Here is a 12,877-nt window from a genome sequence, read left to right as displayed (position 1 = left end):
CGAACGCGTCACCCGATGCAATGTTCCCAGTTGAATTGCTGAACTCAGAGGCGAGCGCCGCGAACCTGCTGGAGCAGGTTCGCTGGCGTGATGGCCTCTACTGCCCGCGCTGCCGGTCTGAGTCAGTGATCAAACACGGCAGCTATCGACAGTATCAACGGTATCTCTGTAAGGATTGCGACCGCACGTTCAACCCCAAGACCGGCACGATCTTCGCGCACGCGAAGATCGGCCTTGACAAGCTCTTCTTCGCGTTCTACACGTTACTCCGGTTCAACACGAGTATTCGTCAACTAGACGCTGAACTCGACGTCTCCTACCGGTCGCTTCGGCGGCGCGTCGAGCAGTTCGCCAGAACGCTCGACGCGCCAGCTATCGATCTCGTTGGCCCAGTCGAAATCGATGAAGTGTACGTTACTGCAGGGCTGAAAGGCCGCGAGCGCGACCAGGAGTCGCGCTCGCGTGGCCTCTCGAAACGTGGTCGTGGAAGCTACGTCGAAGACAAGCCACCGGTGTTCACACTCGTTGATCGTGGCAGCGATCAGCGATACGTCGTGCCAGCGAAATCCGCTGACGAATCAACCGTGCGACTCCTCCTCGGCGACCGCGAGGAGGAGTCGCTCACCGTCTACACCGACGGATTTCGAGCATACGATCCACTCGAAGACGACGAGAATTTCCAGCGAGAAGCGGTGATTCACGGTGAGGGTGAATACGTCGATGAAGACGCACACGTGAACACCTGCGAGAGCCACGCGTCGCTGACGCGACGGTGGCTCTCGCCGCATCGAGGCGTCTCAAAAGACAAGCTGACGCCCTATCTCAGAGCATTCCGGCTCCGGCGACGAATCTTCCGCAAACCAGGTCGAGAGGCTCTCAAAGAAATCGTCCGAACCGTTCTCTAACACACCAACAACGTGCTTCCCATGAGCGCTCATTGATATACAGCCAACCCGACTCGAGTGCTATAATAGGCATGGAAATAGATGATTTGATTGACACCTGAAACGGCTGAGCGGTTGAGACGTCGCCGATTCAGCGTCAGCCGCGAAGGGCCTCAACCGGCGATTCGTTCGCCGCTTTCCACGCAAGGTGGACGAACCTGCCACGGTAGTACTTTGTAAGTGCAACAGCAGGCTGTGGACATGCCCTCCATCGAGTCCTTCGAGACGAAGCGTGGCGTCGCGCGCTTCACTGATGCGGCCGTCCACTTCGACGAGTCCCTGACTGGATATGTTCGTTCGCTCTACGACGACTACTGGCAAAGTGAGGTTTGGTGGCTGAAGGTGATGTTCATCGGCTACGCCTTCGCACTCCTGTACGCTCTCTGGTGGGGGATTACGGAAGTTCGAAGCCGAGATGTGTTCCTCCTCGCCGCCGTAGTCGGACTCCTCGGAGCCCTCTGGCTACTGAACTACGTGCGGGGCTTTCGTTCACCCGACCGCATTTCCCTCGAAGCGATCGAGGTGGTTACAGCCACTTGCGGGTCGAAGGGACTCACGCGCCCGCGACTCGTTATCCACTACCGCGACGATAGCTCGACCCACAAGCGCCGAGTGAACCTCCCCTCCCTCTACACAGAGAATGGAGAAGAGACCTACGAACGGGCCTGCAAAGCCTTCGAGAAGCGCGGCTTCGAGTTGGAGAAGTCACCGTAGCCACGGAAGTTCGCCGTCGACGACAGACATCGCTGACCGTACCGATTCGACGGCGAGGAAATTGCTCCCAGAAAGCGCCGCCACAAGGGACAACCACAAGAGGGACCCGTGTGTTTTCTCGCTACCGGTGGCAGTGAGTGGACATCGCTGGCCCGGTCACAAATTCCGTCTTCTTCGGCGTATCTCGACCACGAGCCGCCCCATCTCGACGGCGCGGGCAGAACTGCACCGAGAGTCCCACACATCTCGCTGCCGACCTCGACGACCGGCCGTGGCCCACCCACTGCACCGCGCGACGTCGACACACCTGAAGACCGGCGACGGACACCAACACCGGGCCAAACGAACGGGTTAGTTACTAGGACTGTCAATTCTAGAAACCAGTCGCACAACTCTCTTCACTGGTACCTCTGTACCATACGTATGTCCATACCACCCATACAACTCTCCGAGGAGACGCGGAGTACCGCATGGATCCTCGTGGTGAGCGCCGACGAGGGCTGGCGCAACCAGGTGGGTGGGGCATTCGGTGGCGAGGAGTACGACGTCGCGACCGCGAGTTCCATGGCGACCGCTCGCCATCAGCTCGGCCAGCAATTCTTCGAGGCGGTGGTGACCGACTCCGCACTTCTGGACGGCACTGGCCTCGAACTCCTTGCAGAAGTTCGGGCCCAACAGCCGGATGCGGCGTGTGTCCTCTACACCGATCTTGATAGTGCAGCCATCGACACGTCCGAGCAACCCGACATCGTCATCAACTACATCAACGAGACACAGCCGAACGCACTCGAGGTACTCCTCAACGAGGTGGAGACGATGGTCGAGACCCGAGCGCACACGTCGTATCCGCTTCCCTACGACGAGGACGAGCGATTGGCCGTCCTCGACCGATATTTGGACGTGGTGTCCGAAGTCGCGATATCCTTTAAGCATCTGACCCGCACCGCCGAAGAGGAACTCGACGTCGACGTCTCTTTCGTCGGACTGGTCGGCCGCTACACCGAGGACATCGTCGCCTGTCGCGGTATCGACTGGGGAGTGCTGAATCGCGAAGAGACCGTGTGTACCTATGGCGTCTTGGAGGATGGCCCGACCGTCATCGAGGACTTGACGGCCGATCCCCGGTTCGAACGGCTCAACTTCGTCACCGAGTACAACCTCCGATCATACGCAGGTGCGCCCCTAGTCACCTCTGACGGCTACCGTATCGGGATGTTCTGCGTCATGGACGAAGCGCCCCGAAAATACGACGAGCGCGAGCAAGATCTTCTCACCTCACTCGCCGACGAGGCGATGGACCAACTCGAACGCCGCGTCGAAGCCTCCCAACCAAAACCCTGAGCGACAACCAGCCCACCGACCGCCCGCCTCAATCCCCCTCGCTCACTACGTCCCGCCGGCCGATCCACTCCCACATCCCTCGCTGAAGCGTTACCAGACCGGGACGCCCACTCCGTATCCAGAGAGCGACGGCGACGCCCAAGAGTCCGAACTGCACCAGCACGTAGGGGTCCATCGCGAACCCGACGAAATGCTGCATGAACGACTCATCGTTCGGGTAGGGCGGCGCCGACAGAATCGGCCACAGGAGGTAGGTCGTCCACTGCAACTGCCCCCAGTCGCCCTGCACGAGCCCCCACACAACCTCGGGTCCGAGGTCGACGAGACTGTGCGAGATGTAGCCGACGCCGAACGCGACGGCACTCTCTGCATGTCCACGGCGTGAGGCGACCCAATACGCGACGCCGATGACGACCGCGGCGACAAGCAACGAGTGGGCAAAGGACCGCCCCGAGGGCAGGACACCGAACGTCCACGCGAGTGGCTTGTCCACGAGATCGGGAAATTGCGTCCCGAAGGCGACGGCGACGAGCGTGAGGAGTGTCTGCTTGCCGTCGTCGCGTACACGAAGCACGCCAAGATAGCAAAGATAGCCGACCGCGAGGTGTCCCCAGGGCCACATGGTCCATCCTTTCGCCACCGACAGTTGTGTGTCTTCCCCATTCGCTCTCGAGGATGGCCGACTGTGCTGGCACTTGGCGTTGACCACACGAACCCAACAGACAGGCTGGCTACAGCGGGTTCTGTCCACCGACGAATCACCCTAATCAATTTTTCGGACGTGGGAAAATCGGTGTGTGGTCCCGACTTCACCCATGGATATACTCCATATCGGGCTACTTTGTCGGATGGTACACCAGTTTCCAGGCTCTATCGACATCCAGCTCGCTATATATTTTTCTTAGTGGAAGCGTTGACAAACCAAGCATACTTCTTTTTCTCACGAGAAACAAGTTATCGAGCATGAAATGCGGATTTTGTGATACTCGTATTGATATTTCAGAAGTGGAACGTGAGACTACGGATGACGAGGTTTTCTGGGCATGCCCTAACTGCAGTTCTATTCTCGGTGTTACAAAACCAGAGGGGTCAGGTAGTATCTTCTGACAGTATTGGTACTGTGGCTCCCAAGAGTCTGTTACTCAATCCAGCGACAGAAAGTGGGAGTGAAAACTCCACACTCCGGATTTCTCCGATTGGCGTCTCTCCCCCCGGATTGCGCCAACTAGAGAAACCCGTCCGAAACTACGTGCCCCACACGGAATATGCTACCGCTTTGCGCACAAACCGCTTTATCTGAGGACAGGAGAAAACCCACGGCTACGTGCGGTCGCTTAACTAGTCCGACGTCGAGAAAACCTTCCTCGACCTCTATCGATTTACACCAGACCCTGCTGACTACGAAGATCTTCGGCAAAGTCGGTCGCCAATCCACACGCTACGAGGGTACACCGGCTCTCCGGTGTGGTCAAAGGCCAACGACGAACAACGGACGAGACGATAGTCGACGTCGCGCCCCAATCCCGCCGGCAACACAGATCTCTCACCCACTCATCAACTCGGAGACCATTATTTGTAGAGTGAGTGTGTACCGATAACTATGACCAAAGACGAACTCGCTCAATTCCTCGCCAGCTCTCCAGACCGCCAGCAACTCCTCACACACCTCGTCGATCACCCAGGGTCCCCTGCAGAACTCGCCGACGAGCTCCCTCTCTCACGTCGCAGTATCCAACGCCATCTCGGCCAATTCGTCGAGCGAGACCTGGCCATCAAGGATAGCGGGAAGTATCGACTCACGACGACCGGGTCACACGTCGTCGACGAACTCACCACGTACCTCGAAACACTGGAGCGAATCGAGACGTATCGGTCCTTCCTCGGCCATCTCCCCGATATGGACCACACGCCAGACCCGCGATGGCTGGAGTCCGCCTCGCTGGTCACAGCAACCAAAGAGAACCCACAGGCCCCAGTCCACGAATACCTCGATCGAGTCCGAGAGTTCGACACGGACCGAATCCGAATGATTTCGCCAGTGCTCAGCCGCTTGTTCCACGACGTCCACGCCGACCTCGCCATGGATGGTGTGCATACGGAACTCGTCCTCGACGCCGACATGGTCGAACGCGCTCGCGACCTCAATCCGGTCGAGTTCAAAATCGTCGTCAGTGTCGGCGTGTTGGATCTCTATCGCCACCCAGAGAGCATTGGCTTCGGGTTGACACTCGGCGACGAGCAACTACTGATGGGCGCCTACGACGACGATGGCCACCTGCAAGCGTGCGTTCACGCCACGAACGACGAGTTTCTCCAGTGGAGCACCGACCTGTTCGAGCGCTACCGAGACGAATCGGAACTCGTCGAATCGCCGTTCTCACTCCCGTTCCCGTTTCGAAAAGATACCTGACCACACTCAGTCGTCACGAACAGTGACCGGTTGGCCAACAGTTGGCACACCTGCCAGGAGGTATCGTAAACACCCCAGCGACACGATATCTAGCCATGAAAGTCCTCGTCGTTGGTGGTACGGGATTCATCGGCACGAACCTGACCCGCACGTTGGCCGACCGGGGACATACGGTCACCGTCCTCGCGCGCACAGCCGAGGCAGAGGCTTTCGAGGCACCCGTCCAGACGGTTCAAGGGGACGTGACCGACTACGAGTCGATCGAGAGCGCGTTCGAAGGCCGAGATGCCGTCATCAATCTCGTCGCACTCTCCCCGTTGTTCACACCGTCTGGCGGCGACGAGATGCACAACCGAATCCACCTCGGTGGCACTGAAAACGTCGTCGAGGCAGCGGAGGCCCACGGCGTCGAGAAACTCGTCCAGATGAGCGCCCTCGGAGCGGACCCGGAGGGACCAACAGCATATCTCCGCGCAAAGGGCGCAGCCGAGCAGGTTGTCCGCGACGCCGACCTGGAGTGGGTGCTCATTCGGCCCTCGGTCATCTTCGGCGATGGCGGCGAGTTCGTCGACTTCACGAAACTGCTCACGACGCCGTATGTCACGGGCCTTCCCGGCGGCGGCGCGACTCGCTTCCAACCGCTCTGGGTCGGTGACCTCGTCCCCATGCTGGCGGACGCGATCGAAGACGACGCACACAACGGCAACGTCTACGAACTCGGCGGACCGGAGAAACTCACTCTAGCCGAGGTCACCAAGCAGGTGTATCAGGCCGAGGGCACTCCAGTGACAATCGTTCCGGTCCCGATGGCACTCGCGAAACTCGGGTTGGGTGTCGGTGGGCGAATTCCGGGATTCCCGATGGGACTCGATCAGTATCGCTCCCTCAACTTCGATAATACGGTCGAGGAAAACGACGTCGAGGCATTCGGGCGCGAACCCACGGAGCTTCGCTCGCTAGCCGACTATCTCTCAGAACAGACAGCCGAGCAACCTGGAGATGGCCCACGTTCGGCGTGGACAGCCCGTGGTACGCTCCTCGTGTTCGCGTTTCTCGCGCTGACGAGTTACCTTCCGAATGTCGTCGACATCTACAGCTACTGGGGCATTCCCAGGCTGCTGTTCATCCCGAGCTACCTCCTCATGCTCGTTTTGTACGATAGCCCGTGGGGCCTCGAGAACGTCGTCTACGTGCTCGATCCGATTGTACCTGGCTCCGGAGCCCTTCTCTGGGAAGTCGGGCTCGTCGCCACGTACTATCTGTTCGCCGTCGTCGTGACGTGGCTCGCTCGGCGCGTGAGGCCAGGTGGGCGGGCGAATACTTAGGAACTCATAGAACAGATTAACAATCTGAAGACCACATATCCAGTATGGAAGATCCACGTCCCGAACTGAAAGCAGACACCGATGAACATCGGGACGAGCCGGATTTCGATAGTCTCGTCGCTCCGGAGGATCTCGTTTCCGAGGATCGCACTCGGGACAATTTCTTTGATACTGTGCTCGGATTGAGTAGTCCCGCAACCGCGCGTGAGGTCGCCGACCGTGCGGAACACGGGGTGGATGCGGCCCGGGAGTACCTTGAGTGGTTTGATCGCATCGGGATCGTCACGCAGGTCACTGACTCGCCTGCAACCTACGAACGGAATCAGGAGTACCTGCAGTGGCGGCGTGTCCAGCAACTCCGAAACCGATACGAGGACGACGAACTCCTTCGTTTCCTCGAAGACGAGGTAGAACGTGATGACTCGTTCGCGGAGAAATTCGACACTGAATCTCCGGAGGCAGTCGCGATTGCTGCCCATGCAACAGATACTGACCGGTCTGTCGAGGCGGTATGGGAGGACGTGTCTGCATGGAAGACGACTCGCCGGCGAATCTCACTCCATGAACGGGCGCTACGGACCAGCCCCCGAAATTCTGATCCCTAACCACAGATATCGCCACGAACACCTTTGACCGATGGGCGAGAACACGCGCCTGATGCCCTCCATCACTCGTCGTCGCCTTCTCGGCGGCGCTGCAGCGATCGCGGCCGGCGCCTACGGTACCTACCGGCTGGACCAAGGCGCCACGGATGCAACGTTCACCTCGTGGTCCCCCAAAGCGGGCACGTGGCCACTTCGACGCTACGACCCCGCGAACACAGCATACAACCCAAACGCCGGCCCACCTCGCGAGCCACCGAACGCCAGCGTCGTCGCCACCGCCCCAACAACTGCCAAGCAGCCGTACTTCTACCCGATCGTTAGCTCCGACTACCTCGCAATGCACGGGTCGGGAATCACTGTCCTGTCACGCGACGCCGGCGAGCCAGTCCACACCAGCGACACCGCAACGCTTCTCGCCGGCTTCGGTCCTGACGGGACTCTCCACACGGCCCGTCGCGTCGCAGAGAACTCCTCCGACCCGCCAACAGCCATCGTCGGCTACAGGGCCGGCGAACTACGGGAGACCTACCGTGTCCCACTCGGCACGAATCGCCCACAGGGGATGTCGATTAGCGAACGCGAAGTGTACGTTGGCACATCCGACGGCACGCTACAAGCCATCGACCCCACCACTGGCCGTGGGTGGCAGGCCGACGGCGCATTGCCCGCTCTCCTCGATGGGCAACTCTACGCCGCGGACGCACCACTGGATGGCGCCGTCGCCTACACGCAACGAACCGGCCTCGACCGACGTCTCGCGGTCGGCCCGAAGCAAGTCTGGACTACCGGAACAGACCACATGCAGGGATTCGCCCATCGCCCGACGATCGCCAACGGCCGATTCGTCCAGGGCTCCTACGCAACCGAAGGTGGCGCAGTCGTCGCCTTCGACGCTGACTCGGGCGAGCACCTCTGGGGGCCGCGGTCGCTCGGGATGGACGTCGCGACACCTGCCGTCGTCGGCGATCGCGGCTACACAGCCGTCGGGACAGACGACCTTCAGGCCGGCCTCGTCGTCGCCCTCGACCTCGAAACGGGCGAGACCATCTGGCGCGATTCCGTCGACTGGTACGCCTTCGCCCCAGTCGTCAGCGAAGACACACTCGTCGTCGCCGGCGAGGTACGTCGGGATGGCGAGCAACCCACGGGGAAGGTTCGCGCCTACGACCGAGCGACTGGCGAGATCCTGTGGACACATTCGCTGGCGAACGACCCGGATGGGCTGGCGCTCGTCGAGGATCGGGTGCTCGTCACGGCCGGCCCAGAGCTGTACGAACTCGCCTGAGCGCTCTCGACCGCTTCCGATTGCTGTGGCAAGGGCCTCTCCTAGAGTACTCAGCAGTCACTCGGGGCACACCAGCATTTACGTCGTCGGCGGTCGCGTTCTACGACGATGGCCCCGCCGACGAGCGTCCTCCTCCCGACGACGACACGCTCGCCAGTCATCGAGGAGGTCGCCGGGCAACTCGCGCCGACTGACGAACTCCTCGTGATCTGTGACACCGAGACGGATCCAGTCGCCGACTACGCCGATGAAATCGAGAAGACACGAGTCGTCGTCGCCGGCGAGCCGACCGGCTGCTCGGGCAAGGCAAACGCCATCGCCGCGGGCATGGAGGCGGCCACCCACGACCGAATCGTCTGGACCGACGACGACTTTCACCATCCACCGGATTGGCTGTCGGGACTCCACACGGCCTACGAACGCCACGGCCCCGTCTCGGAACTCCCGTTTTTCGTGGGCCGAGATCCCCTCTCGATCTTGCTCGAGCCAGTGTACGCTCTTGGCGGAACACTCGGCGTTTACACGAGCGACAAAGCGTGGGCCGGCGCCGTGATGTTCGAACGTGACGACCTCGATGTCGAGGCGTTCCTTGAGGAGCTGCGACAGACTGTGAGCGACGACGGACTCCTCTCGGAGTATCTCGACGTGACGCCACTCAAGCGGACTCGCCGGGTCGAGATCGGCGGGACAGTTCGGGCGACACTCGAACGTCACGTCCGATTCACCCAGATCGTCTCCCACCACGAGCCAGCCGATACTGCCGTCATGGGTGTGGTCACGACGCTCCTCGCGGCATTCTGTCTCCTCAGTCCAGTGTACGCGGCGGGCCTCGTGACGCTCCTCGTCGGCGGCGTGTACGCAGCCTTCGGGTGCCGTCGGTGGACCGCTCTCCTGGCGTACCCCGCAATCCTCGTCCAAGTGCCGCTGATGGCCTACGCACTCGGCCGCCGCACCTTCGTGTGGGGTGGGCGACGCTACCGCTGGCACAGCAAATTCCACGTCGAAGTCGTATCGTAGCCATCCAAGAATCTGTTCGATCGCCACTACGGAGGGCGATTCGGCGATGACAGCATGGTATGCCATGCTAAAGCATAAATATACATAGATAGAGTTCCATTTTTCATGATGGAGCACCCCCCATCCCCCAACTTCCCCAACTGGGGGTGCTCCACCTCGAATGGTAGATCGTAGGCTCGGTTCTTTGCTACACACTTGCAAACACAAATCGACGTTGTCGCTTTGGTAACTTCTTTAACATCTCCGTGCTATCGTTCGACCACGAGATGTACGCGTCCCGGACTCTGTATCCACTTTCCCTCGCCGCCCTCAACATGGGAATTGGCTGGCTCCCATTCGTCTTTAGTTAAGACTCACACCTCGGTTGTGTAGCGGTAGCGAGCGTCTCTTGTAAGATCGGTCGTTGCTTGTGGATCTTCTGTGCGTCCTCGATCAGCCGCTCCAACAGCGGCGGTGGCGAATAACCGAGGTGCTCACCGAGTTCGTGGAGGATGAGCTGGGCGTGCGACCGGAAGGTCGCCGCCCAGCGTTCCGGGGGAAACACGAGCTCATCATCCGCCTGCTCGGTGACCAGATCCAACAGATCACGGCTCACAAGCAGTGACAGCAACGCTGCGTACAGCAAGATCTTCACCACGTGCTCGTTGCTCGTGTCGAACTCGTCCAGGTCGTACTGCGTCTTCAACTCACGGAACAGCAACTCCACTTCCCACCGACACCGGTAGATCTGCGCTAAATCCGCCGGAAAGAACTCCTCTCGCGACAGATTTGTCACGTATAGATGGTAGTCGTCGGCGTCCTCGTCGCGGACGCCGACGACGCGGAACCGCTTCGTATCCAGCGACCGCGTCCCGTTGTACGGCCCGCGCTTGAACTCGACTTCGACTTCCACATCGATGTACGTCCGGTCGAGATCGTCGAGCACATCACGGAGTTGCTTGCCCTCCAAGGGAATGGCGCGGCCGCGCCATTCCCGTAATTCATCCGTAATCACCGGATTCGCGTTCTGTTTCAGCCGGCTCACGAAGGAGCCGCCGTTCTCGTCGATCCGCGCAAACCGTCGGTACTTGAAGTACGCGAGGTCGAACAATACGAGGCGGTTCTCAAGCCACGACCCTGTCTTGAACAGCGTGCTGTCGTGTGCTTTCTCGTCGGTAACGTCGATCCGTTCAATCGTCTGTTCAGTGGCATTGTGGAGCAGGTGGAGCTTCGCTCCAGCCTGCTCCTCGTGGCGGGCTTCGAACTGATCAGCGAGAAACTCGTGTAACCGCAACACCGTTCCATCAGCGATCATTACATCACTGAATCGGTCGATGTCAACGTCAACAGTGTCGGGAACAGCGACCTCGTCGAGACCGTGCTCGACGAGGTCGCGGAAGTACTCCGCGAGCGTCGGCGTCAACCGCTGATAGAACCCACCCGGTGAGATCGGCTCGTCAGCTGTGGAGTTGTAGCTGCGTCGAAACCCTGCGAGTGTTCGGCGTTCGCCTGCGGCGAAGCCGAACACGAATGCCCAGACGAAGACGGGAATCTGGAGCTTGCGGTCGCGTTCGACCACGCCGAGTTCCTCGGCGTGCTCTTCGAGGAACTCGGAGGGAAACAGTGTAGTGAGCCGACGCATAATCCGTGATGAGGAGGTTTCGTTGTGCACACTCGACACCTCCTCATTCCTTCCGAAAAGTAGCCTCGATAAGCCGCCACTGTCACGCGGTTCGTCTCCTAACTAAAGACGGATGGGCTGGCTCCTTTTCCAGTATGTGGATATCGTACTCGGCCTCGGGCTACTCGTGCTCGGTATACTCGTGCTCGGTATACTCGTCCTCGTCGCACTGGTTTTCAGCACGGCGAGTGGATTCCTGCCGGCCCTGCGAACAAGGGTCTGAATCTCTCTCGAATTTTCGACAACCGCGACGAAACCGCGCTCCAGAACCGACGCTCACTCAGTCGAGAAAATCTCGATTCGATCAGCCAAGATGCGCACGGGATGGCCCCAAACCTGCGTGTGCACCTCGTGGTGTGGATTGTCCCACTCCAGTCGGTTCAGTGCATCTGAATTGACAAAGCTGGCCAACGGTGGGTTCCGCGTCTCAAGATCGAAATCAAGTGCTCCGAACGCGCTCAGGAGCCCCTCTTCGACGGAAGTCTCACCTTGTAGCTCGTACGAGATGAGTAGCTTCTCTTCAGCAAGTTCGATCGATTGTAGTTCTCTGTTGGCCATACGACTGGGAATCTCTTAACCACGCACCTTCATACGCTTTTCCCGCGTTCGGAAACTCGATTCGAACGAAAGAACACGACTCCGGATACGACCTAGAGCTCGGACTCCCGAAGGCAGGCCGGGAGTTCGTCGTCGCCGAGTCGGTGACGTCGCGCACTCCGGACGAAGAGGAGCGACGAGATGGTAAAGCCCAGCGCAATCACTGCTGCGTAGACGAGGTCGGGGACGACTGAAAATGGATATGGGCCGACCCATGCAGCGAAGACTAGCACTAACGAGAGTGTCGAGAGCCCGACGAAGAACTCGTGCCAGGGAAGCCCTTGCTCCGGGGAAATCTCGAGGTAGAAGTCCAAGTTCGAAAACCGCTGGCTCGGCTTAACGATACCGCGTCCCTCATCGTAGTCGACGATCCCGAGGTGGTTCATCTTCGGGAGGTGGGTCTGGTGAAGCGAGGTGTACACGCGCTTGCGCTGCTGATTCGTTACTTGCTCAGGGGTTGTATCGTACTCCCACGAAGCGACTTGCTTTGCAAGCTCTCCTGTCGAGATTGGTTCGTCGCGGTGCTTGAGGTAGTTCAGTACGTACCGGCGACGCGGATTGCTAAGCGTGAAGAAGATCGTATCGTACGATAACTCCTCCCGCTCAGCGTCGATGCTCCCCCTGTGTTCGCTTTTTAAGTTCATTGTTTCCCCAACCTGCATCCCTAGTCAACTCCATTCCGCCCTGCCCCCCAGCAGGCTGGAACGCCTTAGCAAGTTGACTCGTAGGTATCGATTGACACGCTAGAGATTAACTCTTTGTACTGTCTGGACCAACAACATGTCTTCAAGACTAAATACCCCTGAAGAGCCCGTAGAAGAGCAATAACAGAAGCATGTATCCGATCAACAGGAGGAAATTTCGCTTTGGAGCCTTGGGCCTGGCTCCGGGGAGGAACTGTAGTGGTTTGTCAAGCCACCATCGGAGTGCGGACTGTCCCGATCGGACCAGAACCACACCTCGGAGGCTGGCCATCACG

The 12,877-nt window shown here is 59.6% G+C and carries 11 protein-coding genes and 1 pseudogene; 8 read left to right on the top strand and 4 right to left on the bottom strand.

Annotated features, from left to right (window positions below; all coding sequences use genetic code 11):
• Window positions 1-20 precede the first annotated feature (20 nt).
• The 3 genes from P0Y33_RS05760 to P0Y33_RS05750 all read left to right on the top strand — a co-directional run bounded on the left by P0Y33_RS05760 (window position 21) and on the right by P0Y33_RS05750 (window position 2,999).
• Window positions 21-905, top strand: a complete 885-nt coding sequence (locus tag P0Y33_RS05760; protein ID WP_279529594.1) for an IS1595 family transposase — start codon at window positions 21-23, stop codon at window positions 903-905.
• Window positions 906-1,145: 240 nt separating this feature from the next.
• Window positions 1,146-1,658: an ABC-2 transporter permease gene (locus P0Y33_RS05755; RefSeq protein WP_279529593.1), complete on the top strand. Its 513-nt coding sequence runs from the start codon at window positions 1,146-1,148 to the stop codon at window positions 1,656-1,658.
• Between the two features lie 423 nt (window positions 1,659-2,081).
• Entirely contained in the window at window positions 2,082-2,999 is a 918-nt protein-coding gene (locus P0Y33_RS05750) for a GAF domain-containing protein (RefSeq protein ID WP_279529592.1), read from the top strand.
• Window positions 3,000-3,027: 28 nt separating this feature from the next.
• Here P0Y33_RS05750 and P0Y33_RS05745 read toward each other — a convergent pair whose 3' ends face one another.
• Complete coding sequence (locus P0Y33_RS05745; RefSeq protein ID WP_279529591.1) at window positions 3,028-3,621, bottom strand: metal-dependent hydrolase; 594 nt, start codon at window positions 3,619-3,621, stop codon at window positions 3,028-3,030.
• A 978-nt stretch (window positions 3,622-4,599) separates the two neighbouring features.
• Here P0Y33_RS05745 and P0Y33_RS05740 point away from each other — a divergent pair.
• From P0Y33_RS05740 to P0Y33_RS05720, 5 genes and pseudogenes are all read left to right on the top strand, one after another.
• Window positions 4,600-5,409: a helix-turn-helix transcriptional regulator gene (locus P0Y33_RS05740; RefSeq protein WP_279529590.1), complete on the top strand. Its 810-nt coding sequence runs from the start codon at window positions 4,600-4,602 to the stop codon at window positions 5,407-5,409.
• A gap of 95 nt (window positions 5,410-5,504) precedes the next feature.
• Window positions 5,505-6,380 (top strand): annotated as a pseudogene (locus P0Y33_RS05735) (complex I NDUFA9 subunit family protein); the annotation flags it as partial.
• A 398-nt stretch (window positions 6,381-6,778) separates the two neighbouring features.
• Window positions 6,779-7,339 (top strand): DUF7342 family protein, encoded by a 561-nt coding sequence (locus P0Y33_RS05730; protein ID WP_279529589.1) that lies wholly within the window; start codon window positions 6,779-6,781, stop codon window positions 7,337-7,339.
• Window positions 7,340-7,391: 52 nt separating this feature from the next.
• A complete protein-coding gene (locus tag P0Y33_RS05725) occupies window positions 7,392-8,624 on the top strand; it encodes an outer membrane protein assembly factor BamB family protein (RefSeq protein ID WP_279529588.1) in 1,233 nt (410 codons plus the stop codon).
• 108 nt (window positions 8,625-8,732) lie between these two features.
• On the top strand, window positions 8,733-9,641 hold the full coding sequence (locus P0Y33_RS05720; RefSeq protein WP_279529587.1) for a glycosyltransferase: 909 nt from the start codon (window positions 8,733-8,735) through the stop codon (window positions 9,639-9,641).
• Between the two features lie 346 nt (window positions 9,642-9,987).
• Here the strand turns inward: P0Y33_RS05720 and P0Y33_RS05715 are convergent, their stop codons facing one another.
• From P0Y33_RS05715 to P0Y33_RS05705, 3 genes are all read right to left on the bottom strand, one after another.
• Complete coding sequence (locus tag P0Y33_RS05715; protein ID WP_010890432.1) at window positions 9,988-11,262, bottom strand: IS4-like element ISH8B family transposase; 1,275 nt, start codon at window positions 11,260-11,262, stop codon at window positions 9,988-9,990.
• Window positions 11,263-11,577: 315 nt separating this feature from the next.
• Window positions 11,578-11,859: a hypothetical protein gene (locus tag P0Y33_RS05710; RefSeq protein ID WP_279529586.1), complete on the bottom strand. Its 282-nt coding sequence runs from the start codon at window positions 11,857-11,859 to the stop codon at window positions 11,578-11,580.
• Between the two features lie 92 nt (window positions 11,860-11,951).
• On the bottom strand, window positions 11,952-12,560 hold the full coding sequence (locus tag P0Y33_RS05705) for a DUF7344 domain-containing protein (RefSeq protein WP_279529585.1): 609 nt from the start codon (window positions 12,558-12,560) through the stop codon (window positions 11,952-11,954).
• Between the last annotated feature and the right edge of the window lie 317 nt (window positions 12,561-12,877).

Origin of the sequence: Halospeciosus flavus, from assembly GCF_029814175.1 — an archaeon.
Taxonomy (GTDB): Archaea; Halobacteriota; Halobacteria; order Halobacteriales; family Halobacteriaceae; genus Halospeciosus; species Halospeciosus flavus.
The sequence above is the reverse complement of the archived record's forward strand: the minus strand, read 5'-3'. Positions and strand labels throughout refer to the sequence as shown.